22 protein-coding genes are annotated in these 24,926 nt (G+C 40.3%); 4 read left to right on the top strand and 18 right to left on the bottom strand.

The window, feature by feature from the left end; translation table 11 throughout:
- Positions 1–10: 10 nt before the first annotated feature.
- Positions 11–487, top strand: coding sequence for a Cys-tRNA(Pro) deacylase (ybaK, locus tag M2408_RS07165; RefSeq protein ID WP_259180410.1), 477 nt, complete (start codon positions 11–13; stop codon positions 485–487).
- Between the two features lie 21 nt (positions 488–508).
- On the opposite strand, the gene M2408_RS07160 is transcribed toward ybaK, so the two are convergent.
- The 8 genes from M2408_RS07160 to M2408_RS07125 form a co-directional block, all read right to left on the bottom strand.
- Positions 509–1,276 carry a methyltransferase domain-containing protein gene (locus tag M2408_RS07160; RefSeq protein ID WP_259180409.1) on the bottom strand — a complete coding sequence of 256 codons (768 nt, stop codon included), beginning with the start codon at positions 1,274–1,276 and terminating at the stop codon, positions 509–511.
- 41 nt (positions 1,277–1,317) lie between these two features.
- On the bottom strand, positions 1,318–2,301 hold the full coding sequence (locus M2408_RS07155; RefSeq protein ID WP_120260673.1) for a lipoate--protein ligase: 984 nt from the start codon (positions 2,299–2,301) through the stop codon (positions 1,318–1,320).
- Between the two features lie 243 nt (positions 2,302–2,544).
- Positions 2,545–3,558 carry a glutathione synthase gene (locus M2408_RS07150; RefSeq protein ID WP_120260672.1) on the bottom strand — a complete coding sequence of 338 codons (1,014 nt, stop codon included), beginning with the start codon at positions 3,556–3,558 and terminating at the stop codon, positions 2,545–2,547.
- Positions 3,559–3,571: 13 nt separating this feature from the next.
- Positions 3,572–5,404: a flavohemoglobin expression-modulating QEGLA motif protein gene (locus M2408_RS07145; RefSeq protein ID WP_120260671.1), complete on the bottom strand. Its 1,833-nt coding sequence runs from the start codon at positions 5,402–5,404 to the stop codon at positions 3,572–3,574.
- The gene (locus M2408_RS07140) at positions 5,394–6,173 is read right to left on the bottom strand and encodes an N-formylglutamate amidohydrolase (RefSeq protein WP_259180408.1); all 780 of its coding nucleotides are present in this window, start codon (positions 6,171–6,173) and stop codon (positions 5,394–5,396) included. Before M2408_RS07140 ends, M2408_RS07145 begins: the two co-directional genes overlap by 11 nt.
- Positions 6,174–6,961: 788 nt before the next feature.
- Entirely contained in the window at positions 6,962–8,230 is a 1,269-nt protein-coding gene (locus M2408_RS07135; RefSeq protein WP_259180407.1) for a Glu/Leu/Phe/Val dehydrogenase dimerization domain-containing protein, read from the bottom strand.
- Positions 8,202–9,329 (bottom strand): 4-hydroxyphenylpyruvate dioxygenase, encoded by a 1,128-nt coding sequence (gene hppD, locus M2408_RS07130; protein ID WP_120260669.1) that lies wholly within the window; start codon positions 9,327–9,329, stop codon positions 8,202–8,204. Before hppD ends, M2408_RS07135 begins: the two co-directional genes overlap by 29 nt.
- 29 nt (positions 9,330–9,358) lie before the next feature.
- A complete protein-coding gene (locus tag M2408_RS07125; protein ID WP_259180406.1) occupies positions 9,359–10,516 on the bottom strand; it encodes a homogentisate 1,2-dioxygenase in 1,158 nt (385 codons plus the stop codon).
- Between the two features lie 313 nt (positions 10,517–10,829).
- Between M2408_RS07125 and M2408_RS07120 the strand changes: the two genes are divergently transcribed.
- Complete coding sequence (locus M2408_RS07120) at positions 10,830–11,804, top strand: fumarylacetoacetate hydrolase family protein (protein ID WP_259180405.1); 975 nt, start codon at positions 10,830–10,832, stop codon at positions 11,802–11,804.
- A gap of 13 nt (positions 11,805–11,817) precedes the next feature.
- Entirely contained in the window at positions 11,818–12,720 is a 903-nt protein-coding gene (locus M2408_RS07115) for a flavin reductase family protein (protein WP_259180404.1), read from the top strand.
- Between the two features lie 105 nt (positions 12,721–12,825).
- Here the strand turns inward: M2408_RS07115 and M2408_RS07110 are convergent, their stop codons facing one another.
- The 10 genes from M2408_RS07110 to M2408_RS07065 all read right to left on the bottom strand — a co-directional run bounded on the left by M2408_RS07110 (position 12,826) and on the right by M2408_RS07065 (position 23,452).
- Entirely contained in the window at positions 12,826–14,454 is a 1,629-nt protein-coding gene (locus tag M2408_RS07110; protein ID WP_259180403.1) for an NAD(P)/FAD-dependent oxidoreductase, read from the bottom strand.
- Entirely contained in the window at positions 14,432–15,946 is a 1,515-nt protein-coding gene (locus tag M2408_RS07105) for a polyamine aminopropyltransferase (protein ID WP_259180402.1), read from the bottom strand. The genes M2408_RS07110 and M2408_RS07105 overlap by 23 nt, the downstream gene beginning before the upstream one ends.
- Positions 15,939–16,157 carry a DUF350 domain-containing protein gene (locus M2408_RS07100; RefSeq protein ID WP_120260664.1) on the bottom strand — a complete coding sequence of 73 codons (219 nt, stop codon included), beginning with the start codon at positions 16,155–16,157 and terminating at the stop codon, positions 15,939–15,941. The genes M2408_RS07105 and M2408_RS07100 overlap by 8 nt, the downstream gene beginning before the upstream one ends.
- 14 nt (positions 16,158–16,171) lie before the next feature.
- Positions 16,172–17,608: a hypothetical protein gene (locus M2408_RS07095; protein ID WP_259180401.1), complete on the bottom strand. Its 1,437-nt coding sequence runs from the start codon at positions 17,606–17,608 to the stop codon at positions 16,172–16,174.
- Positions 17,609–17,611: 3 nt separating this feature from the next.
- Positions 17,612–17,971 (bottom strand): S-adenosylmethionine decarboxylase family protein, encoded by a 360-nt coding sequence (locus M2408_RS07090; RefSeq protein WP_259180400.1) that lies wholly within the window; start codon positions 17,969–17,971, stop codon positions 17,612–17,614.
- Positions 17,972–18,052: 81 nt separating this feature from the next.
- On the bottom strand, positions 18,053–19,810 hold the full coding sequence (locus M2408_RS07085; protein ID WP_259180399.1) for an aromatic amino acid hydroxylase: 1,758 nt from the start codon (positions 19,808–19,810) through the stop codon (positions 18,053–18,055).
- Positions 19,811–19,942: 132 nt separating this feature from the next.
- A complete protein-coding gene (gene tyrS, locus M2408_RS07080) occupies positions 19,943–21,145 on the bottom strand; it encodes a tyrosine--tRNA ligase (RefSeq protein WP_259180398.1) in 1,203 nt (400 codons plus the stop codon).
- Positions 21,146–21,465: 320 nt separating this feature from the next.
- Entirely contained in the window at positions 21,466–22,335 is an 870-nt protein-coding gene (locus M2408_RS07075; RefSeq protein ID WP_259180397.1) for a hypothetical protein, read from the bottom strand.
- Positions 22,336–22,512: 177 nt separating this feature from the next.
- Positions 22,513–22,932 (bottom strand): SH3 domain-containing protein, encoded by a 420-nt coding sequence (locus M2408_RS07070; protein WP_120260658.1) that lies wholly within the window; start codon positions 22,930–22,932, stop codon positions 22,513–22,515.
- A gap of 13 nt (positions 22,933–22,945) precedes the next feature.
- The gene (locus M2408_RS07065; protein ID WP_120260657.1) at positions 22,946–23,452 is read right to left on the bottom strand and encodes a BON domain-containing protein; all 507 of its coding nucleotides are present in this window, start codon (positions 23,450–23,452) and stop codon (positions 22,946–22,948) included.
- Between the two features lie 370 nt (positions 23,453–23,822).
- Between M2408_RS07065 and M2408_RS07060 the strand changes: the two genes are divergently transcribed.
- Positions 23,823–24,926 carry a DUF695 domain-containing protein gene (locus tag M2408_RS07060; protein WP_259180396.1) on the top strand — a complete coding sequence of 368 codons (1,104 nt, stop codon included), beginning with the start codon at positions 23,823–23,825 and terminating at the stop codon, positions 24,924–24,926.

Raw genomic sequence — 24,926 nt, 5'->3', positions numbered from 1 at the left:
AAAGCTTATTATGTCGCATAAAACCAATGCAGTCCGCTTGTTGGATATGGCAAAAGTAAACTATGAATTAAGAGAATACGAGGTGGATGATCATGATGTCAGCGCGGAGCATGTTGCCTTGTCCTTGGGTCTAATACCTGAAACACTTTATAAGACTTTAGTATTGAAAGGAAATATAGATCCTTACATTGTTGCTGTAATTCCCGGGAATGCGCAACTTGACTTAAAAAAGATCGCTAAAGCATCAGGTAATAAAAATTGTGAAATGCTCCCCATGAAGGATCTGCTAGCTGTAACAGGCTATATCCGTGGGGGCTGCTCACCTATTGGCATGAAAAAACTATTTCCAACATTTATCGAGGAAGCAGCTCAATTGGAAACAGAAATTTCTGTGAGCGCAGGAAAACGAGGCCTTCAAATGATATTAAATCCCAACGATTTAGCAACGATGACCAAAGCGATCTGGTCCGATTTGATCAGCATTTAACACGAGCATCCTCGCCCGACTTCAGCTCTTTCGTCCATACAACAAAATACGTTTAAACGGATATATCGCTGGGAATCTGGAAAAATGCTGTTTAATACGTGTCTTAAAAGCCTCAATAAAAGCAGGTCGTTTATCTTCGTCCAGTCGCTCAATATAAGGGATCAATGCCGATCCGGAAATAAAGTCATAAAGTACTTCCGCTTCGGCAGCTATAATTGGGTATATACGAAGCGAGAGATCCAATTCCTCCAAGCCCGAATGAAACAAAATCTGTGCATACTCATCTATACTTAGCACCGATGAAGCCCTATTCCAACCATCCAAATAGCTTCGGTAAGGTTCTTCACCAGCCAGCTCAGATAGCAGTTTATTTAAGACATTTTCCGGCTGATAAGGCATCTGAACGGCCAATTGCCCACCGCTACTCAATTTGGAAATGAGATGCGGAAAAAGTGTTTGGTGATCATCTAGCCATTGCAATGCCGCATTACTGAATATCAAATCCCAGGAACCCGCTGTGTCCAGAAATTTTTCAACACTACTATTTTCAAATTTTAGGTGTTCATGTTCAAGTTTACGGCTCATCGATAACATTTCTGGAGATGCATCTATTCCAAGGAATGTAGCCTGTGGAAATTTATCGCTTAAAATAGCGGTTTGCTCTCCGGTTCCACATCCGAGATCTACCGCTTTCATTGTTGCTTCCGAAGCTATTAGTTCGGATAGATCAAAAAAAGGTTTGAAACGGATGTCTTTAAATTTATTATAGATATTTGGATTCCAAGGCATAATATTTTTATTTAAGTCCCAATGGGATAATACAATAGCTATTATTTAAATAGCTCCAAAATTTCAACTACATCAACTTTTCCAAAATACGAAGTTAGGTCTATGGTTTCCAACAGCGCTCTGACTTCTTCCAATTGATGTTTTTTTCCAATCAATAGTTGCTCCAGTTCATGAATAGATTCAGAAGCAAAAAAATCCCCGAAAATCTTAGCATGCTCAATAGAACCTTTATGTACATCTAAATGTAATTCGATAAAACCGGCGGGGATCTTGATTGCCTTTTTAAAATTATAATTCGGAGAGAAACCGAAATTCCAGTCCCAGGTTTCATATTTTTCCTTCACTAGATGTTCGATATTCTGGATATCAGTTGCAGAGAAATGAATGATCTCCGCATCAGGATTTTCACGCTGCATTTCTGCGATCAATAGTTCCTTAAATTTTACCGTTGTAAAACCCTGAGGTAGATAACCGATCAGATTTGTTACCCTCGCACGGTTGGACTTGACAGCTTTATCGACAAATTTAAGCGGGTTTACCTTCAATGCATCGCTCAATATCTGCATCTGTGAATCAATTAAAATAGTACCATGCTGAACCATTTTACCATTTTTTGCAAGCTTAGCATTTCCACTAAACTTCTTTCCATCCACCAGCAGGTCATTCCTCCCTTCCAGTTTTGCCGGAATATTCAATTTGTTCAAAACAGAAACAATAGGTTGCGTGAAAGTCGAAAAATCCATAAAATCAAGATTTCCCAATAAGGTGTGAAAGGAGAAATTGAGATTTCCTAAATCATGATATACGGCACCACCACCAGACATTCTCCTAACGACCTTAATCTTATTATCATTCACGTAATCAAGGTTAATTTCGGCCAAAGTATTCTGAAATTTGCCGATAATAATTGACGGATCATTCATGTACAATAAGAAAATGGGTTCTTTCGGATATTTCGTGAGCAGGTATTCCTCAGAAGCAATATTGAAATAAGCATCATGAGAAGGCGAATCAATAATAAACATCGTATTTTTATATTTTCTTAAAATTAACAAGAATTTAAATGCCTTGATTCATCTCAAACTCATAATTTCCATCAATCCCGCGTTTTGTCAGCTTCCTATCACAACAATCCTAATTACCATTAAAAGATTTCAAATGACACCAAAAACAACTTAGTTCTCAAGATCAGGTATGCTTTTAGACAGCCCAGTCAATTATTGATCTTTGTCCCCTTATTATAAAACCAATTACATATAATCGCCTTATTAAACACCCGATGAATTTCTAGCAGACCCTATTTTTTCTTCAAGATTTTTGATAATCAATGCGGAAAAATCTTCTTTTACAATCTCTTCTGTTTGGCATAAAGCTCCCGGACTAAAAACATTTATCTCCATAATACGATCGCCCACAATATCCAAACCGACAAAATACATTCCATCCTGTATCAATTTGTCTTTGATTTTATCAACCATAAGTAGGAGCTCCGGCGAGATTATCGCGGCTTGGGTTTTTGCCCCTTGGTGCACATTGCTCCGGATCTCATTCCCCTGTTGTACACGATGAACAGCAGCATATTTTCCATTGATGGAAACGGGTTCACCATTCAACAAAAAAAAACGGATATCACCAGCAGCTGCTTCGGGCAGATACTCCTGCCCAATCACATAGCCATCCCTGGCAATCGCCTCGACCGTTTGTTTTAGATTCTGTTGATTATCTTTATTGATCAAAAACACATTTTTCCCACCAGACCCCTTTAAAGGTTTTAAAATAATCAGTCTATTTTGCTGCTCAAAAAACTCGACAACATCAGTATAATTCCTGGTTACAATTGTTTTGGGTCGGATAGACTCGTCAAAACCCTCGAGATACAATTTGTTACTTGCCCGGCCCAAACTATCGGGATCGTTAATGACCTGTACACCTTTTTCTTTTAATAAGGAGGCGAACTGCAGCGCAGATGAAGCTGCCCAGGGTCGATTCACCATATCCAAAACAGGATCGAATCTAAGCCAGATCACATCCATCTTCTCCAATTCCATTTTTGTCTTTGCTGTAGCTCTCAATACCTCCATCAACTGCTTTGCAGAGGTAATCTGTTGTGTAGGAAGCACCTCACGCACATGAGCGGCAATATGGGCAGATTCATAATAAAAATCGGCCAGTCCGATGTAATAAATCGCATGCCCTAGCTGATGTGCCTTCAATGCGAGCAGGGTTGTTGTGAAACGTTCAGTTTCTTTATGGGTCTGATTAATAACAAATGCTATCTTCATATAGTGTCGCTGATTATTGTATCATCTGAAATATTCCTTTACTTTTCTTGAGGTTGGTTAATACATCTTTATAGGGTGAGGTCAAGTATTTGGGTGTTAACACCGGAGCATTCAATACCCCCTTAAGCATTAATTCTTCGACTATTGGGATATAATCTTCCCTGATCTTGCCCATAGTCAGCAAAGTGAGATCCCGACCACTTTTTATATAATTTATCAACTCGATCAAGCCACTGAGGTACAACGCATCTTTTGTGAGCCCTCCGCTTCTAAAAACACGCATGGTCATCTGAAAAGCCGTGTCTGGCAGAAACTGATATTTGTCCACCAACAGCGCGAATGTATCTAAAAAAGTGTTTCCCTGTTGCATGTGATATACCGCTACCACCCTACCCGCTAATATGCGTAATCGATTATTCGTCAAGCCACCAACCAAGTATTCGGCGAGTACGGCCAATCCCTCCTGAAGCTTCTCATATCCCGGAACTCCCAATCTAAAAAGGCTGAAGGGCTGCTGTTTACCATTATAGTAGGTCACGATATGAGTCCCAACTTCGTGTTGGATCAATGCCTGTACCCGATGTCGGGGCAGACTATATTGTTTACTGATATTTAAGACCCCTTGATTCACCATCACTCCATAGATATCATCCCGAAGCCGTACAGTCGTACCAAAATTAGGATCTTGGCTTTTTAAATAATCTAGTTCTTCCTGTGCTAGTTTTGCAAACTCTTCTGCATAGACGATATCCTCTTCCTTTGTCCGATGCTCCCTGTCAGTCGCTGTAATTGTTAATATGGCTTGCGCTTTCTCTAACAGCTTTTCGTTGACGGTACCAAACACCTGCATGCTACCCAGTAAAAATCCCTCTTTCCCCCTTTCGCTCAGCATGCTCATCATCTGATCGAGCTCTTTGCGTTTATCCCGAAACAAATAAGCTATGGAAGGGTCATAAAGATCTTCAATATGCAGATTATAGAGGTTACGTTTTATAATATCGGGATCAATGGGCATCGGTCTATAATGAAAAACAGGAACCCTGCGATAGTTTCCCTTTTTGAACTGCAGCCAGGCATCATAGGAATTTGTCGGTGTCACCAATAATAGAAAATCAAACCGCTGGCTTTCACGGGCCAACTTTTGATCGATTTCCCAAGCCAAAGGAAGCATCTTTTTGGGATGACTAATTTTAAATGATGTTGGTTTTGACAGGGTATGTATGCGAATAAATTCAAAAAATGTTTTGGATAAACTTCGGGATATAGCTTCACGAAAATGGCGAAGATCAATGGGAAGTATCTGTTGGTTGGCCCCCAGCAGGTACTTCGGTTTGATTTCTAATCCCATATACAAGATATTACTATTTAGTTTATCCAATTGTATACTCGCCGGGGAGAGACTTTGTGTCGCATTGGTTTTCGTGTCGGTTACAATTTCGACTTTGGCAATAGATTCCTCTGTTTCCAATTGCTTTCCAAGATATTGTGCAATGGATTGCACATTTTTCCGGGCAATATGGATCTGAATATCTTCTTCCTGCCCCGGGCTTGCGGTCCAAGCTTCTATAATTAGACATGCACCAAATTCTTCGACGAACTGGTTAAGTATCGGTGCGATCCAGTCCGATACATTCATTTCTGGGTCCTTAACTCTAAAATACGCGGGTTCGGATTTTACCAGTTCCGCCAGCATTGGATCCGGGCTAAAAAACTGTCGATACAAAAATAAATAAGGTACAACCTGATTGAATACCATTTTATTTTTTGGTGGTATCTGCGTATGAAAAACCTCCTTATTTTTGATTTTCTTTAGGATACCCGCTAACTGTTTCGCATTATCTTTCATACGCAAAATAGGATTCGACGGTATCAGTGGTTTGCATTAAAAGTTGCTTATATTCCTGTAACTTTTGAGGGTAGACCTCTCCTGTCCATTCATTCATAAAATCCTTGCGAAACTCAATAGAAAACACACAACCCTTATCGCCAAATTGCTCATTTAAATAAGATGACAAAAAGCCGCCCTTAAATTTAACATTCTCACGCACGTCGTAGACCTGCCCATCTTTACCCGTACGAAGCACATCCATCAATGCACTGGTCAATTCCTGCCATTTGCTGTGATTGTTTGCTGTTCCAATATTAATCTGTGGATTGTTTACTTTGTCGATCATAACCGTCGGCCCATCCCGGAGCGCGTTATAGCTATGAATATCATAAACAACAAAATAACCATAGCGGTCAATGGTGTTTTGAATCTGCTGCGTTATCTTTCGGTACAACATGTCATAAGATTCGTACAGTTGATCTTTTATATGTTGCGGCAACGCTGTCCTCCAGACCTGAATTCCCCAAGACTGTTCAGGAGTCAGATAAATCGCTCCATCCTTATTCCGGTTTAAATCCAATTGGAACCTCGATGTGCCACAAACAAAGCGGTTAAAGGGCAATTCGGCCAAAATTGCTGTATACGGATCCTCCTCACGTAAACGATCTTCGGGAGCAATATGTAAATACGATTCTAAATCCGCATCGATATGATGACCATCGTGGATAGCAAAAGCCCAAAAAGGGCTTCTATAATTTTCGAATTGATAAAGATAGGATAAGGACATGTACTTTATATTAAACAGTTTCACTGATTATTTGCTCACTCCGCTTAAGTAAACATTTACAAGTGATAAAAGGTTTGAAAAATAAAATACGACAGCCTCGGTACAATGGAGTACAGGCCTGTTGGCCATAGAAAGCGTTAAAAATCGTTAAAGCGACTGATTGATTTATGCCCTGGCATTCTTATTGAAAGTTGTTTACTAGTTTCATAAATTTAGGTTAATAATTAGTTAGTTTATAAAAAACCTGTTAGTCCCCGCTAACAGGTTTTTTATTTTCTAATACGAAAAGAATGTAAATACTAGAATATTTTACTGAAAATCAATATAGAAATACTAAAAAATGTTAAAAAATGTAAAAAAGTAAAAATAGTTGAAACATTTTATGTTCGGATCACGTTATACCTGTACTTTTCATAAATTTAGGTTAATAATTGGTTAGGAAAACTCCTGTTGCTCCCCGCTTCAGGAGTTTCTGTTTATCAACAGATTACCAATCAAAAAGTGATTATAACCCTTCGTATATCCGCATACTTTAACACATCCACCACCTACGACGATTCAGTCGAGAATTAGATTTGGGAATCAGTAGATTCAAGTGTTTATCCAAAATGGAAGCGAAATTATAAGTTAACAAAAAAATGACAATTTATTCATCTTAGGTAAATAAGTTTTGGCACAGGTATTGCACTGTTTTAAGCATTCATAAATTTAGGTTAATAATTGGTTAGTTAAAACACTTGAAGTTCCCCGCTTCAAGTGTTTTTCGTTTAACGACTCCTGTAAAAGAATCAGACCAATTGTTTCAATGCGATTTCATACGCTCTCGAAGAGATCTGTGTACGGTCTGCCGAAGAATCTCTTATTTTTTTCAAAGCCTCAAAAATCACCTTTGAAACGTCAGAGAAGATCGCATCATCACTCATTTCTATATTTCGCTGCATTAAATAAGCAAATACCCTTGCCATACCACAATTAGCAATAAAATCAGGGATCACCGCAACATGCTGATCAGCAAACTCCATCACTGGACCATAAAATATTTCCTGATCCGCAAAAGGTACATTTGCGCCAGAAGCAATGACTTCAAGCCCATTTTCAAGGAGCTGCTGGATCTGATCTTTTGAAACCAAACGTGATGCTGCTGCTGGAACAAAGATGTCGCTCTTCAATCCCCATATTTCTTTCTGAATCTGCTCAAATGACATCAAATCCGGTGAATTGAGCTCGTTTCCCTTGCGATCCAGGAATAATTGCGTAATCTCCGCTTCGCTGAAACCTTCCCGATTGATTAAACCACCAGCCCGATCGATAATTCCGACAATTTTAACGCCCAGCTTAGAGAGGTAGAAAGCTGCCGCGGCGGCAACATTTCCCCAGCCTTGGATAACTGCACGTTTTCCTATACAGTCACTTCCAAAAAGTTGATAATAATGGCGGATAGATTCAGAAACTCCATAGCCTGTTATCATGTCTGCAACCTTATATTTACGCTTTAAATCCGGACTGTAGGTATTGTCTTCCAACACTTTGGACACTCCATAGCGCAACTGTCCTATTTGGTGGATACGGTTGCTCTCATTTACCTTAAAATGTCCATTCAATATACCTTCCTGTGGATGCCATAAGCCATATTCTTCGGTCAATGGAATGACATCATGGATTTCATCGATATTAAGATCTCCTCCAGTCCCGTAGTAATTTTTTAATAGCGGTGTCACCACCTTAAACCAACGGTCTAAAACCTCATTTTTGCGTGGATCATGTGGGTCAAAGTCAATACCGGATTTGGCACCGCCTATAGCGGGGCCTGAAACCGTGAACTTCACTTCCATTGTTTTGGCAAGGGACTCTACTTCATGCCGGTCCAAGCCTGCACGCATCCGTGTGCCTCCGCCCGCTGCACCGCCCCGCAACGAATTGATAACAATCCATCCTTTGGCATCAGTTTCACTATCTTTCCACTCAAATACGATTTCCGGACTCCGGTGCTCAAATGCACGCAATAATTCTTCCATACCCAACATATCCTTATAGATTACCTCTGCGTTCCTGTTCACGTTCGATTGCTTCAAAAAGTGCCTTAAAATTGCCGGCGCCAAAACTCTGTGCACCTTTTCGCTGAATAATCTCATAGAATAAAGTTGGCCTATCCTCCACAGGTTTGGTGAAAATCTGAAGGAGATACCCCTCTTCGTCACGATCCACCAAAATACCCAGTTCTTGGATAATCCGGATTTCCTCATCTATTGCTCCAACCCTTTCTGGTAGCATGTCATAATATGCTTCTGGAGGAGCTCCTAGAAATTCAACCCCTCTGGATTTAAGTTCCCGCACCGTACGTACAATATCCTTCGTTGCCAATGCCGCATGCTGCACACCTTCGCCCTCATAAAATTCAAGATATTCCTCAATTTGAGATTTCTTTTTTCCCTCAGCAGGTTCATTGATCGGAAATTTTACATAGCCATTGCCATTACTCATCACCTTACTCATCAATGCCGAATATTCGGTATTGATCTGCTTATCATCAAAGGACAGGATGTTGACAAAGCCCATCACATCCTGATACCATTGAACTGTTTCATTCATTTTATTCCAGCCTACATTACCTACGCAATGATCGACATAGAGCAAACCGGTCTCTGCTGGGTTATAGTCGCTTTCCCATTTTTCATATCCGGGCATAAATAAACCATTGTAGTTCTTTCGCTCCACAAAAAGGTGCACCGTTTCTCCATAAGTGTATATCCCTGCGGTCCAGACCTCCCCTTGTTCATCTTTGAGAAGTTGCGGTTCCTGATAGACTTTTGCTCCCCTTTTGGTCGTTTCCTCAAATGATTTGCGGGCATCATCAACCCATAAAGCCAATATTTTGACGCCATCGCCATGCTTTTTGACATGCTCAGCAATAGGATGGTCTGATTTAAGGGCTGTGGTCAGCACCAGCCGTATTTTATCTTGCTTTAAGACATAAGATGCGCGGTCTCTAATACCGGTCTCTGGCCCTGCATAAGCCTCCGACTGAAAACCAAAGGCAGTTTTGTAATAATGTGCGGCCTGCTTCGCATTCCCCACATAAAATTCAATGTAATCGGTTCCATTAATAGGTAGAAAATCTTGCGCTTGGGCAATCTTCTCTGCAAATGTATTTGCCATAATTTATATAAAGGTTATTCGTATTTAACTTAACTCATCCAGGATTTAAAGTAATCGGGATCTTCAATTTTTAACGCCTCTTCGGTCAGCATCAGGGGACGGAAAGGATCGATCATGACCGCAAGTTCCTCGGTTTTAACTTGTCCAATACTTTTTTCGACCGTACCGGGGTGTGGTCCATGCGGAATACCGCCCGGGTGTAATGTAATCTGTCCTTTTTCAACCGATTTCCGGCTCATAAAATCACCATCCACATAATATAGCACTTCATCCGAGTCTACATTGCTGTGGTTATAAGGCGCGGGTACGGATTGCGGATGATAGTCATACAGACGTGGACAAAAACTGCACAACACAAAGGTATCGGTCTCAAAAGTCTGATGAACAGGTGGTGGCTGATGCAATTTCCCGGTAATTGGCATAAAATCATGAATGGAAAATGCCCAAGGGAAATGATAGCCATCCCAACCAATAAAATCAAAAGGGTGGCTTCCATAGATGTAAGGATAAATCAATCCCTGTTTCTTGATTTTCACCTCAAAATCACCAAGCTGGTCAAAAGTTTCCAGATCCTGTGGTACACGGATATCCCGCTCAAAAAAGGGAGCATGCTCCATCAGCTGGCCAAACTCATTACGATACCGCTTTGGCGTACGTACCGGCGAAAACGATTCAACAATAAATAATCGGTTGTCTGTCTGATCAAATTCCATCTGGTAAATTGTACCCCTGGGGACAACCAGATAATCACCATACTGAAAAGGAATACTTCCGTAGCCCGTCTTGAGTTTCCCTGTTCCCTGGTGCACGAAAATAATTTCATCGGCCTGGCTATTTTTATAAAAATAATCCGTCATGGACTGACGAGGGGCGGCCAGTGAAATGTGTAGGTCCTGGTTGATCAGAACAGGTGTACGGCTTTCCAGATAATCATCTTTGGCCTGAACCTGAAATCCTTTTAAACTGGTATGTTTAAGATGTTTTTCACGGGCAATCTTTGGAGTAACATCATAAGGTTCACGGATCTGTTTGACCAACGTAGGCGGGTGGCAATGATACACGAGCGAATAAAGACTGGAAAAGCCATGGGTAGAAACCAATTCTTCAGCATAGAGCGTATGATCGGGCTTTCTAAAAACAGTATGTCGCTGTGCTGGAATTTGCCCTTGTTTAACATAAAATGGCATAATTCTACGATTTAAAACGGTTATAAAAAATAAATGAATATCAACGTTGCCAATAGCATCGATTGGCAAAAAATTCGAGGGGATTAGTATTGGGCAAAAACGATATCAGCTATAATTGCTCTATTAAAAGCAATATAGGGCATGGATGACGCAAAGCGATGTATTCCACGATTGATCATTTTTACTAGTTTATAATGTTATAATAAAGGTAAGAATATTTTTCTATTTTCAAGGGAAGAAATATTTTTTTCAAAACTTATACGATATATTTGTGTCGCATTCAAAGATTGAATAACCAATAGAATATTCCGATATGAGAATTGTTACGTGCACGAAAAATGGCCAACATGAATTAGGTATTATAATCAATGACCGGGTATACACCTGCTCGGAGATAGCCCCTTCCCTTCCGACCGATATGGCTGATTTTTTGATCCGTGGAGATGAAGCCATAAATGATTTAAAGTATTATCATATTGCGTTGACGGAAGGTCGGATATCCAGACCGTACCAGTTATTACAAGATAGTCAACTTGTTGCACCGATACCGCACCCGACATCAGTGCGTGATGCCTATGCTTTTCGGCAGCACGTAGCGACGTCAAGAAGAAACCGCGGACTGGATATGATTCCGGAATTCGATGAATTTCCTGTTTTTTACTTCTCCAATCATCAGGCCATACAAGGCCCAGGACCAATACAATGTATGCCACTGCATCTTGAGCAACTGGATTTTGAACTTGAGGTGGCCATCGTAATCAATAAAACAGGTATAAATATCCCTGCCTCAGAGGCTGATAAATATATTGCCGGATACATGATCATGAATGATTTTAGCGCGCGAAAACTCCAGATGGACGAGATGAAATTAAGCTTGGGGCCAGCCAAAGGAAAGGATTTTGCTACGGCAATTGGTCCATGGCTAGTCACCAAAGACGAATTGGAACCTTATAAAATTAATTCTTCAGGAGATCATATTGGTGACAGATACAATCTCGACATGTCATGCCGAGTGAACGGTCAACAGGTTTCTTCTGGTAATTTTGCTACGATGCACTGGACATTTGCCGAAATTATCGAACGCGTCTCCTATGGTGTACGTCTCTTTCCGGGAGATGTGATCGGCTCCGGAACAGTTGGAACAGGATGTTTTTTAGAACTCAACGGCACTGGACGCATGGAGAATCCTGCTCATCAGGATCAATGGTTGCAGGTAGGCGACCAGATCGAGCTGGAAGTAACAGGTTTGGGCAAGCTTTCCAATTCCGTTGTATTATACCACCAATAAATCTATTCAAAAAATGAATTCTTCTTCTTTCGATACAGTCACTTTTGAGTCCTCGGCTGATAAAGCTATCATTGATAATTTAATCAAATATGCTATTGCACCTCGTCCCATCTGTTTTGCAAGTACCATCGATGCAGCCGGCAATGTCAACCTGAGTCCTTTCAGCTACTTCAATCTGATGGCACATCAACCACCAATATGCGTGTTCTCACCCTTGCGTCGCATGCGTGATGGCAGTACCAAGCATACACTGGACAATATTCAGGAAGTCAACGAGGTCGTCATCAATATCGTAAATTATGCGATGGTACAGCAACAGTCACTGGCCAGTACTGAGTACAGCAAGGAGCTAAATGAATTTGACAAATCTGGATTTACCCCGATCCCATCATTACACGTTCGTCCACCGCGGGTCGCAGAATCTCCGGTTCAACTGGAATGTCGTGTGAGAGAAGTGATCGCCCTGAGCGACGAACCCGGCGCAGGAAATCTCGTTATAGCAGAAGTACTTTATATGCATGTGCACAGAGAACTCTTGCACAAAAACAATACGATAAAACAAGAGGAACTAGATCTGGTCGCGCGTCTCGGTGGCGATTGGTACTGCCGTGTAACCAATGAAAACCTCTTTATTGTTCCTAAACCACTCCGCAGTCTGGGTATTGGCGTAGATCAGCTGCCCGAAAGTATTCGCCTTTCCAAAGTACTTACTGGAAACCATCTCGGGTTATTGGCAAATGTAGAATCCCTGCCAGTTTTAGAGCAGGCCTCCCAGGAGGATAAATATTTAAACTACCTCCGGCTGAATTTTCAGCAGGGTTCACCACAATTGACACAAAAAGTACATGAATACGCAGCGCAATTATTGGATACGGAGCAATTAGACAAAGCATGGCAGGTACTATTAAGCCTATAAAAGCTTCGGTGCACAATACTACAGATAAGCAAACCTATAAAAATACCGGTGAAGCAATACCTATTGCACACCTACAGAAATCCGGAAGCATAGACCGAACGAAAGCTATGCTTCCTTTTGACCAAGGTCAGCTAGAACCTGATCGGTTATGGTGATTCCCTGATAAAAGGCTTCCTCAAAGATAGATATACCACTTAAATCAGAATGTGCAAAATAGACTTTATCAGCAATAGGTTTTGTCAGTTCGATACGCGCTTCGTCTGATAGAAAACCACTGACAGGGCTGATCATACCATGCCCGTGTCGAAAAATTTCAATACTGATGACTTCATTTTCTATTCCATAATGCGCCTTCTCCAGATCTTCCATAATAAACTCTTTCCATTGCTGGTCTGTCCACTGATATAGCTGCTTCCGGTTTCCGTTGAGATCCCCATCCCCCAGACTATGATAATAGGTAATCACAAAAGGGCTTTGCAACTGATTTAGGCTCTGGTGCTGATCATAGACATAGCCCAATCCCCTTCCATTATAAATAATATTTTCCCAGGAAAGTGTCGCACCATCTGTAAAAGGGAAACGATGCAAGACAATAGTCGCTACGATCCAAGGTGCATAATGAAATTTTTTCGTCAATGCCGTACGGTTTGGCAATAGATACTGATTGACAAACTGTGGGCAGCAATTGATCACCTTCTGGGCTCTGATAGTCTTTGACAATTTCGCTTTATCGTCGAAGACGGACACTTCCACAGCATCTTGCCCAATATGTATCTGATAAGCCAGATGTTTATTCAATACCCTACCATCCGCATATTTTTTTAAATGGCTGACCAATCGCCCATTCCCTTCCTGCCAGGTGAGCACCAGATCCTGGTAGGCAGACCAATCGTGCTTTCGGCTCGCAAAGTAATGTATCGCAGCAAAAGCAGAAGTGGCTGCGATACCGGTACCATAATCGTCACGACAACAGTAGTTCACATAACTAAAAACAGGTTCCGTCTTATACCCCTCTGATTCCATCCATGAACGCATCGTCAGGACATCTAATCTTTTGAGATCAGTCGACTGCGAAGCATTGTGCATCGGGATATCAAAAACATACTTTCCATCACTGCCTTTCAATCGCTTAAACTGACTCATCTGTGCCATAAAACGATCTATTTCAGCCGACTCCTGCTGGGACAACCCATAGCTGGGAACAATGCCTTCCTGCCAGATATTATGGATAAAAAGTCGTTCCTGCGGAGCAAAGGACAATTGTTCCTCATCAAATAATGGAACACCTCCATTCGTCCAGCCGACGATAATTTTCGATTCCTCCAAAAACCGCAGCAGTTCAATATTGGAAGCATTCGGAATAGGAAGATAATGTGCTCCTAACGGATAACGACTATAAGCATTCTCGCCATGACGCGCATTGCCCCCTACTTCAGACTCCATATCCAAAAGCAGAAAATCGTTCATTCCTTTTTGTTGCAAACGATAGGCAGCCGATAGTCCGGTTACACCAGCACCGAGAATCAGAATAGGTATTTCAACCACTGCTGTAGATTTGGGGAAATCTTGAAATCGCAGACGATGCCCCAAAATATGATCTGTCCCCGTTAGGCGCAAAAAAATACGGTTCACCTTTTTTTTACAGGCCTGAGCAAACTGCAGGCCGATTGCCCCCAAGAATGCAAGCTTGAGAAAACCACGCCGCGAGGGATTAAATCTTACTCCATTCTTCATCAAAATACCGCACTAAAATCTGATTGTCCAAACGGTTTATTTCTACATGATCCGCACGCATGTCGGCCGGAAACTCAGTCAGTTCTCCAAAATGATAATTGTAATACCGCAGCTTATCCACCCGTCGGGCAATATGCTTAAATTGTTGTGTCATATTCGCTGAAAATAGACAAAACCCCCATTCGCCGAAGGATGGTACATAGGTGTGATAGGCGACGGTATTTGGAAAAACCGTGCTGATTGTCTCATGGATACACCAGTAAGATTTGGGTGCAAAATAAGGCGAAGTTGTCTGTACGGACACCATAGTATAGGGTGTCATAAGCGGCAATAGACTTTGATAAAAACTTGTCGTATATAATTTTCCAAGACTATAGTTTGATGGATCCGGAAAATCGATAATCATGACATCGTATTTTTCCTTTGCAGATTTTGCCCAGATAAATGCGTCCTGATTGATCACCTTTACTCTTGGGTCGTTCAGCGAGCCCTTGTTGTGACTGACCAGTAGTTCATTTGTCTGGAACAATCTGGTCATACCCTCGTCCAGATCCACCAATGTAACCTTTTTTACACCTGGATATTTCAGAACCTCCCGGACAGCGAGCCCGTCTCCACCACCAAATACCAATACATTCGATACATCTTTGGCCATAGACATCGCTGGATGCACCAAAACCTCATGATACCGATATTCATCTTTGGTGTTGAACTGTAAATTATTGTTCAGAAACAATTGATATTCACCCTTGCTCTCTGTCAGAACAATACGTTGATAGGGTGTAGAATGTTTATAGACAATATTATTCCCATATAATTGACTTTCGGAATATTTAAGCAAATCATCGGAATAAAAAAACACAACCGAAAGCAATACCAGACAAATTATTGATTTGGCTTTAATCCAGTTGGGATTTTTAAGTCTTTTAGCGAGATAGAATGATAGAAAGACACCTACCAAAATATTGATGATCCCAAAAAATAGTGATGTTCCCATCACGCCCAATCGCGGAATCAATAGGATAGGAAACAGCACCGAAGCGATCAATGCGCCGATATAATCAAAAGCAAATACATTGGAAACCAAGTCCCTAAACTGAACCCTATCTTTTAGAATATTCATCAATAAGGGTATCTCCATACCGCAGAGACAGCCGGTCAGAAAAACGAAGAAATAGAGTACAAATTGAAAGTGTTCGACCTGCTGAAACAGTAAAAATAAAACGACAGAACTGCAACCGCCAATGACGCCGATCAACAGTTCAATATCAATAAACCGGTCAAAAAGGTTTTTGGTGATGTACTTCGCTAAAAAAGATCCCACCCCCATCGAGAATAGGTAGGTACCAATAATAAATGAAAACTGCTTGACTGAATCTCCCAATAAATAGCTCGCCAATGCACCCGCAACCAGCTCGTAGATAAGCCCGCAAGTAGCAATGACAAATACCGCAAATAAGAGAAAAATGGGCAGATTGCTCTTTTTACCCATGTATTGCCGCAGCTATTATAATCGATATGCCTAATATAAAAGCCGCAAAAACAATCGCCAAAGCCATATTCTTATTCTTTACGATCTCCTGCCAAGACTGTTCCGGTGTCAATCGCTCAATAAGCCAATAGGCCAATAACAATACAGCAATTCCAATAAGCGAATAAATCAATGATGCTGCAATTCCTTTATAAAACAATTCGTAATTCATTTTTATATTAATTTTTATTTATGACCTGAACCATATCCACTATAACTACCACCGCTACCATAAAAGGATCGACGATAATGCGATCTTGATCCTGTATAAGTATGATCTTCCAAGGTGCTTGTCCGCATTGTAGTCCTACAATCTGTAGAGGAATTTACAAATAGGCTAACAGCAACAAAAAAGGCAAAAAAAGCAACTAAAGCGACACCCAGCCGATCAAATTTTAAGATATCGAAATAGTTTAAACCTTCAGCCCGAGCAACAAAATCTTTATTTTTAATTGCCAAAATCTTGCTTCTAAAAACCCCCACAAGGACAACAATGCCCACTAAACAAAGAATCAAAAAGGTATAACTGGTACCTCCGTATATTAATTTATAGTCCTCTGTGAGTTCAAAATTAACATCCATATCGGCGGCACCATTGGTTGAAGAGGTTACAAAAACAAGGTGATAGATCCCCGGTTGGATACGGCAAAAATCGACGGTCAATCCACTTGCGTAATTAACGTCATTGTTCTCGTGGACAGCTGTACCAGACTCAATAATCTCATTTGTCTTTTCATTCACCAATTTGATCATCAGCTGGATGGGATGGCTTTTAGATTCCGATATTCCATCCAGAACCAGTTTCTTGGGTTTATCGCCTTTTAATTCAAAAGAGGCGCCGACAAATTCCGAGTTTACTTTTTTTGCAGGAAATTTTTCATCAAACTTATACGTATCCTTACCGATCTGTCCCCAATTTAAAACCCAGAATAGAACTGCCAGCAGCAAAACAGCAAAGACACCAATATTTCTCAGCTTCGTCCCTATAACCTCCTTTCGGGCAATGTCGTCGTTATAAGTATCAAAAATTTTATAATAGCCTTCATCCCCCAGGTAAATTCCTTGATAGTACTGTACGTCATTGTCAATGAATTCCTGAGAAATAAAACGATCCTCATTACCTGTTTGAATGTAGGTCAGGGTTGTTGACGTCGATTCCAGATCTTCAAATACAAAGCCTTCTGCATAGACAACGGTTTGCTCCTCCGTATACTCCAGGTCATAGTGTCTATTACCAAACTTACATGAGTTACTTTTCGGTAAAAGCGTCACCTGCTCTCGATCGATGGTATGTAAGGCACAAGCATAGTCTACGCCATCGCTGAAGTAGATATCGTCTTGATTCGCGTTTAACCCCACAAACTCATTTCCATATTCGCCACTTTTTGTAAAGCGCTGTATCTTGGAGATAATATAATAGCTATTTCTCTTGAATTGAACAGACTCGCCCAAAGTAGCCCATTGCATGACTAAGGGAGCCGAAAATTCCTTCACATAAGTTAAGGTTTCGACCGTCTTACCTTTAAAATAACTATGACAGTTTGCACAAACGAAACCGGAAAAATCGGTTACCTCGATCTTAAACCGGTGTGCATGGCCACATTTTTTGCAAATTACATCCATAAACTACCGATTAACCACAGTTTCGTTAATAACTATTGCATTAAAATAAGTTTTAAAGAGCTTACCCAAATGCAAAACTTTTTCACTGTTATCTTTTAGATAATTACAGAGATAAACATCTAATGTCAATTGTCCAAATTCCGGCCATGTATGGATACAGATGTGGGATTCCATTAAACAAATTGCTGCGGTAAATCCACCGCCCTCAAAAGAATGGGTGGAAATACCTACAATTTGTAAATTATGGATACTGATATGCTTTTTTGTAAACTCCAAAAAAGGATCTATAGTAGTCAATAATGATGCCTCCTCTACCTGCAATGTCATCAGCAGATGTTTTCCGGGAGTATACTTTTCGTTCATCAGAAATAACTGGATAAATTAAACGTTCCAAATATAAAAAGTTTTACCAGATTTTTATACTAAGGGAATCAATCATTTCACTCAGTGATTATTTAACGACTCTTCTTTTGCCACCCGTAGACCATCATCTATCAGTTTTTTCAAGCTGGGTCGAATTGTAATAATAGCTTTAAGCTTACCTTGTGCACTTTCAGCCAAGTCGTAGGCATGATTCGCCCAGGCGATCTCATAAAGTTCTACCAGAGCGAGCCAGTTATCTGTTATTTCAGCAGACAACTGATCAAAGATATCCGTCCAATGCTCTGTATCAAATGATCCCGACCGCAGCGCTCCGATCAGTGCATGCAAGGACAGCAATTTTGACTCCTCATTTTGTGTATACAATACAGTCGATGGCTCTGCGATCTCTTCGCCAATGGACTCATAAGCATCTTTATCAGCTGCACCTGCAAAGACTGAAATAATCTCCTTACCAACAGCCATGTCGTAAGTTCCCCATTCCGGTTTAAAATAAATTTCCTTCCGGTCATTTCGGTAGACTTCGCAATCTTCAAACGAAATCAATACAACTTTGCCCGCTTGACGCACAACCTCCAAAACAACGCCCTCAACCACGATCCCTGAAGAATAACGCAAAGAACATCGCTTTCCTTGACTAATGCCATAAGCACTCAATTCTTCATCTGAGAAGTCGGCCAGGTCTTTGTTGCTGCCTGTCAGGTAACCAACCGGAGATCCGAATCCCTCCCGATGATAACTGATGCCATGCCCTGCTAATTGCTCCCCTAAAAACGCCAGTGCCGTGGGTCCTGTTGTCTGTATATAGGAAATAGATTGATCTGCATTCGCCGCTTTAAAAATACCTGACACCTGCAATCCTGAACTATAAACTGCAGTACATACAGCCTGACAGTCAATCGCTTTTTCCAAACTCTGCTTACCTCCAAGCCGGAAAGCCATGGTATCTGCAAACTGATTCAGGACATCCATTAAATGTTCAAAATCGGGTGTGACAAACAATTGCGGCTGTGGCTTAGTAATATCATAGGTATATGCTACAGTATTTAAATCATAAGGTAGCTTTGGCACCGATTTTTGCATACAACTAGCACTTTCACCGATGGAAGACAGTAAACCTGCACCATAAATCTTAGGATCATCAAGGCTACCGATCAGACCATACTCCACAGTCCACCAATGCAACCTACTCAACAAAGCCATTTCCGAAGGTTCGCCCATATTGTCCTGAACGGTCTTCAACTTGTTTTCAGCTTCCGCCAATTCGGCTTCGGTTGTGCCTGCGTGCTCTTTTAAAATTGATAAATGGCGAATAGCCTCATACAGTTCGAAATCCTTCCGGGATGACAATGCTTTTGTTCCAATTTCACCAAAGTACTGCAAATAAACCGCGTAATCGGGCTCACCTATAATCGGTGCATGGCCAGAAGATTCATGAATGATATCTGGTGCGGGTGTATATTCGATATGTTCCAATTGTCGGATATCTGCGGCTATAACCAATACCCGATGTGCCTGAAATTCCATAAAAGCTGCAGGTGGTATAAATCCATCGACCGTTACAGCTCCCCAACCAATTAATTTCAAACTATCGTTCATCTGTTGCAGATCCGGTATATGTGCAATCGAGAGCCCCGCTTTCTTCAATCCCGGTATGTATGGGTAATAAGCGACATCTTTTAAAAAGGAATAATTCTGACGCATGACATAGCGCCACAAGGCTTGGTCCAAAGCCGTATAACGTTCGTATTGCTGGGCGACTACATAGCGCTTTAAATGTTTGGGCAACTGCTCCAAAACAACATTATTATATGTTTCCATTTATAATCGGTATCAAAATAAAGTGTGAGACTTTGTATGAAGGTAGAAAATATTTATGGTTTCCAAAAGGCCAACCTTACATTCTCATGCTTTTTTACAAAATATATCAAAAGTATGACTCACAAAACCTTCCTAAACAAATCTAAAAAAACTTCTTTTCCCTAATTTAATTCTAAAACCAGTTTCCAGATCAACGGGCAGATCAGCATCCAGCCATTTATTCGAATCAATCTGTACTGCCCCCTCAGCAATGAGTCTGCGAATAGCGGACTTGCTCAGATCTTTCTTTAAAAAGTGACAAAGGTCGACGAGCTTTGCAACAGAACCCAATTGCGCATGAACATGTTGCAACGATACCTCTTCAAAACTTTTATCTTCAAATGATTTTTGCTGGAACTGTTTAGCAAAAAAATCCAATGCATCTGCAGCTGCCTGCGGATCGTGGTATTGGACTACGAGATTATGCGCAATAAGTTTTTTGACTTCCATCGGGTTTTCGCCTATTTCCAGCCGTGATTTTAGCATCTTCTTTTCCGTCGGGGTAAAGTCTGTCGTTAGGTCAATATAATCTGGGATTAAGCTATCGGGAATAGACATCGCTTTGCCAAACATTTCATTCGGTTCATCCAACAGCCCAATGGTATTGTGCAGCGATTTGCTCATTTTCTCCTTACCGTCCAATCCTCTGAGCAGCGGCATACATAAGACAAGCTGAGGATCAAGATTAAAAGATTCCTGAAGCTGGCGTCCCATTGTACAATTAAACAATTGGTCTGTCCCACCCATTTCAATATCGCTTTTGATATGTACGGAATCAAACCCCTGCAATATCGGATAGATAAGTTCATGCATGGCGATCGGCTGATTGTCTGTAAAGCGCTTATGAAAATCATGCCGCTGCATAAGCTGCGCGACCGTCACTTTGGAAACAAGCTGAATAACCTCCGCAAAATCCAATTTATCCAACCAATCACCATTAAAGACAACTTTTGTTTTTGACATATCAATGATTTTAGCTAATTGCGCAATATAGGTTGCAGCATTCTCAGCTATTTTTTCCTGATTCAAAGGTTTGCGCGCTTTATTTTTGCCTGTTGGATCCCCTATCCGTGCGGTAAAACTCCCAACCAAAACGACGATTTGATGGCCCAATTCCTGAAATTGCTTAAGCTTTTTCAACACCACAGCATGCCCCAAATGAAGATCTGGAGCCGTAGGATCAAACCCAAGTTTAATAATCAGCGGACGCCGAGTTTCTTTGGATTGTTGCAATTTGGACCTCAGCCCATCCTTTGGCAACATAATTTCAATGTTCTCTTCTAAATCTGTTAACATAATGCTATAAAACAAAAAAGCCCGAACGTTATGTTCGGGCTTAGCTATATAAATAATTAATTTTTCTAAATTTTAATAGGCATAAGGTTCCCGAACTACTATCGGGAGATAATAATTAAAGAAAAATGGAAGACGTAATATGTTGTTCATTTTCTTCATTGCCTCAACAAAGTTAACGCTATATTTCCAAAAATCAAAAAAGCCACGATAATATAGTAATACCATCCCCTCCTATTCAATACCACATGACATCTGACTCCAATCTGCTCTTATCAGGCACCCAATTACACCTTATTCCTCCTTACTTATCAAAAACTCAACTACACGTTATTCTCATCTCCTTTTTTCGATCCACTGCCATTGCTTTTCTCCAGTAATTTACCCTCGGCATTATATACATATCTCTCAACTCGGCCATTTCGTTTTTTCTCAACAATTTTCTTCAATAATAATTGGTTCTTAAAATATTCTCTATAGCTCGAACCATTGGATTTGTACAGACGCTCGACAAGATTATTATGCTGATATAAGTCGGTATAATTGACTTTATCTTTTTTATAGGTATGTTTAAGTAGTTGGCCGTCCCTATTGAAAGACTTCGATTCGACGACCTGACCGACACAATCCAACTTCGCTTTATAAAGTAACTTGTTATCCAGGCCATACTCCGATTTACTGTGGTCAAACTCATTTTCAATGGTATAGTAGCTGTCAAAAAAAGTCTTTAATACTTTCTTCTTCCCGATATTAGGCTGATAAATCACTATCTTTTCCTGACTGATTTTACCGTTTCGAAAATCACGCTGTACACTTGAAGTATCCGTAATTGTATACTGAAAATCCAATGTCGCATCAGTCTGCACGTCCATTTGCTGCATCACACCATGCCTGACCTGAACGACAGCACGCTTTCCTTCCTTTTCAATCTTAAAATTTCCATCCACTAAACCATCTTTGTTGACAGCAATAAAGGCATTAGAAGGGCCCATAAATTGATTTTGCTGCACAATATATTTTCCTTGCTTCAATTTAGTGACTTGTCCTTTTTCAACGATGTTAATAGTGTCTTTTGGAGATTCTGATAAATGTAACTGATACCTGTCTTTATCCAATCGGACATACTCCTGGGCTACGGCTATTTGTCCCAACAAAGCAATACATGGGAACAAGAAAAATTTCAATTTCGACATATTGTAATAAGTTTGTTGCAAAACATATATTACAATTATTACACCAAAAACCACAAATCCAGATGAAACTAGATTCAAACAGGGAATATAAAGCGCTAAAACGACAGCATAAGGACAAAAAAAGGAGAAATATCCTTAAGATAGATCTCCTTATATTTTATTCAGGGACTGATCGTATTAGACAGACTCAAGGTATTGCGCATAGCAATACCCTTCTTCATTATCGTTGGTCCGCACTAACCACCATTGCTCATTTGCTTTACTGATCAATGTGATAATTTCACCCTTCGCTGCTTTTCCTACAATAGGTTGGTCAGTTCCTGGGCCTTTTCGAATATTTAAGTTGCTATTCTCTGTGATTACCTTCACCTGGCTTCCGGGCACCTCTGTAGCCACGTCAACATTTAAAACGACATCACCGGTCTGGAAGTTGGGATCTATATTTCCATAAATTTCCCACAGTTTATTTTTCACATCAGCGGTAGGCGCAGTACCCCTAATCTGAAGCACACCATCCATTTCAGCGTAATTCAGATCGTTAACTCCTGAAGATTGCGCAGTATCCAAAAGAACTTTATATTTTTCTTGTAATGACATAATTTTTGCTATTTTATTTTTTTACAACAATACCACTCAAATCCACTTTTTTTGGATTTAGATTATCCAAACCTTGTTTCAACGTAACAATCTTTGCCTGTTCCAACGTTCCTGTTACCGAAATAATTCCATCTTTAACACTCGCCTGAACGGATGGAAAATCTTTCATAAACGTATTTACAGCTGCGCCAAGTGTAGCATCATTATTTGATACTGTAATAGGTGCCGGTGTTGTTGCAACAGGTGCACTTACAACAATATCATTTTGAATAGATTTGACATCCTTATCCCCTGCTGTTTTTGCGATCGATTCAATTTGTTGTTTTTCTTCCTCTGACGCTACAGTGCCGCTAAGGATTACTTTTCCTTTTTCCACCTCAACATCAACAGTTTTACGTCCCGTAAGTGCATTTTCGATCTTTTCCTCTAATTTATCATCCGATAACCCCGATTTACATGCAGAAAAAGAAAGTACTGCAGATGTTGCCAAAAGGCAAAATGTTAATTTGTTAAATTTCATATTTAAATAATTATTTGTTCATCAATTATTTTCTGATTATAGTATTCACGAGCTCTCCGCGGTATAAGCATCTATTCTCACTGCAATATCCAAATGCCATACACTCGGTTTGTTTTTTTTAAACGTCAATTGAAATATACCAAATATTTTTGCAAATCTGTCTATACCCTCAGTCATGGGTATTTCAGCTGCTCCATCTTAATTTATATTTTCCAATACTATCCTTAACAAACTGCTTGACCAATTGTTTGTCACATAATTTTTAAACAGCGAATCACTTGTTGGATCATAATTATATCATTAATTTTAAAAGCAAAGGTGTAACAGGTCTTACATACGATATAGGGTTCCAATCGAATAAATAGTAACTATGGGGTTTTTTAACAATATTTTTGGAAAGAAAGAAAACAAAAAAGATAGCATACAGGATTTTTGGAATTGGTTTGCAAAAAACGAACAAACCTTTTTTCAAATTGTAAAAAATGGGGATCACATTGATCAGATTTTTTTTAGCAAGCTCTCCCCAAAAATTGACGCGCTTCGAAAAGAACTCTATTTTTTAACTGGAATGTACAGCGATGATATTGCTGAGCTTGTTATTACCCCCGATGGGGTTGTGAAAAATATCGCGTTCGTCGAAACCTTGATCAACTCAGCTCCTACACTCCCAAATTGGAAATTTACCGCCTTAAAGCCGGCTATCGAAGACATGGAAAAATTCAAAATAACGATGTACGGATTTTCCTTTGACATTAATGACATGTATTTTTACCCCATTGAACACAAATACCGTCCGGATGATGTCGATATTGTGATTGTACACCCCAATTACACGGAAGAAGACAAAGCCAACATCGCTCATGGAGTTGAAATATTCTTAGATAATTATATTGGCGAACTAAACTCAATCATCACCATTGACAATTTAAACGTCACCTCCAGCGACCAGGCAGCGGGAGAACTCATTCCATTGATCAAATTAAAAGACTATTTGATATGGCGGGAAAAAGAATTTGTGGAAAAATATACGGATGTCAGGCATGAAACCGAAAATGATTCCTACACCGCTTTTGAGGGCATGATGCAAAACGATCTGCCTATCTTGGCCATAATAAATACAACACTTTTGGACTGGGACGGAAAGGTGTCACACCCCTGGATCGTAACATTGCGGATCAATTACGATGGAACTTCGACCAATGGTATGCCTGACCAGACGACATACGATTTAATGGATAAATTCGAAGACGACTTAATGGCTAGCCTTCCACATGATATCGGCTATCTCAATATTGGACGAGAAACTGCGGACAACATACGGGAAGTTTACCTGGCCTGTACAGAATTCAGAAAATCATCCCAAATAATAGATCAGTTAATTGCACAATATCAAAATAGGCTTGAAATCGACTATGCTATCTATAAAGATAAATATTGGAAATCCTTTGCGCGATTTAATAAAACAATAGAATAA

Origin of the sequence: Sphingobacterium sp. BIGb0165 (genome assembly GCF_024810095.1) — a bacterium.
Classification (GTDB): Bacteria; Bacteroidota; Bacteroidia; order Sphingobacteriales; family Sphingobacteriaceae; genus Sphingobacterium; species Sphingobacterium detergens.
The sequence above is the reverse complement of the archived record's forward strand: the minus strand, read 5'-3'. Positions and strand labels throughout refer to the sequence as shown.

What these genes read in the sequence shown, in the direction of transcription:
- M2408_RS07095 (WP_259180401.1), bottom strand. Translation starts at nt 17,608, where the DNA reads ATGGATGTAATTTGCAAAAAATGTGGCCATGCACACCGGTTTAAGATC.
- M2408_RS07140 (WP_259180408.1), bottom strand. Translation starts at nt 6,173, where the DNA reads ATGTCCTTATCCTATCTTTATCAATTCGAAAATTATAGAAGCCCTTTT.
- hppD (WP_120260669.1), bottom strand. Translation starts at nt 9,329, where the DNA reads ATGGCAAATACATTTGCAGAGAAGATTGCCCAAGCGCAAGATTTTCTA.
- M2408_RS07115 (WP_259180404.1), top strand. Translation starts at nt 11,818, where the DNA reads ATGAATTCTTCTTCTTTCGATACAGTCACTTTTGAGTCCTCGGCTGAT.
- M2408_RS07145 (WP_120260671.1), bottom strand. Translation starts at nt 5,404, where the DNA reads ATGAAAGATAATGCGAAACAGTTAGCGGGTATCCTAAAGAAAATCAAA.
- M2408_RS07100 (WP_120260664.1), bottom strand. Translation starts at nt 16,157, where the DNA reads ATGAATTACGAATTGTTTTATAAAGGAATTGCAGCATCATTGATTTAT.
- M2408_RS07060 (WP_259180396.1), top strand. Translation starts at nt 23,823, where the DNA reads ATGGGGTTTTTTAACAATATTTTTGGAAAGAAAGAAAACAAAAAAGAT.
- M2408_RS07160 (WP_259180409.1), bottom strand. Translation starts at nt 1,276, where the DNA reads ATGCCTTGGAATCCAAATATCTATAATAAATTTAAAGACATCCGTTTC.
- tyrS (WP_259180398.1), bottom strand. Translation starts at nt 21,145, where the DNA reads ATGTTAACAGATTTAGAAGAGAACATTGAAATTATGTTGCCAAAGGAT.
- M2408_RS07105 (WP_259180402.1), bottom strand. Translation starts at nt 15,946, where the DNA reads ATGGGTAAAAAGAGCAATCTGCCCATTTTTCTCTTATTTGCGGTATTT.
- ybaK (WP_259180410.1), top strand. Translation starts at nt 11, where the DNA reads ATGTCGCATAAAACCAATGCAGTCCGCTTGTTGGATATGGCAAAAGTA.
- M2408_RS07155 (WP_120260673.1), bottom strand. Translation starts at nt 2,301, where the DNA reads ATGTTTATTATTGATTCGCCTTCTCATGATGCTTATTTCAATATTGCT.
- M2408_RS07075 (WP_259180397.1), bottom strand. Translation starts at nt 22,335, where the DNA reads ATGTCGAAATTGAAATTTTTCTTGTTCCCATGTATTGCTTTGTTGGGA.
- M2408_RS07070 (WP_120260658.1), bottom strand. Translation starts at nt 22,932, where the DNA reads ATGTCATTACAAGAAAAATATAAAGTTCTTTTGGATACTGCGCAATCT.
- M2408_RS07065 (WP_120260657.1), bottom strand. Translation starts at nt 23,452, where the DNA reads ATGAAATTTAACAAATTAACATTTTGCCTTTTGGCAACATCTGCAGTA.
- M2408_RS07125 (WP_259180406.1), bottom strand. Translation starts at nt 10,516, where the DNA reads ATGCCATTTTATGTTAAACAAGGGCAAATTCCAGCACAGCGACATACT.
- M2408_RS07110 (WP_259180403.1), bottom strand. Translation starts at nt 14,454, where the DNA reads ATGAAGAATGGAGTAAGATTTAATCCCTCGCGGCGTGGTTTTCTCAAG.
- M2408_RS07090 (WP_259180400.1), bottom strand. Translation starts at nt 17,971, where the DNA reads ATGAACGAAAAGTATACTCCCGGAAAACATCTGCTGATGACATTGCAG.
- M2408_RS07085 (WP_259180399.1), bottom strand. Translation starts at nt 19,810, where the DNA reads ATGGAAACATATAATAATGTTGTTTTGGAGCAGTTGCCCAAACATTTA.
- M2408_RS07120 (WP_259180405.1), top strand. Translation starts at nt 10,830, where the DNA reads ATGAGAATTGTTACGTGCACGAAAAATGGCCAACATGAATTAGGTATT.
- M2408_RS07150 (WP_120260672.1), bottom strand. Translation starts at nt 3,558, where the DNA reads ATGAAGATAGCATTTGTTATTAATCAGACCCATAAAGAAACTGAACGT.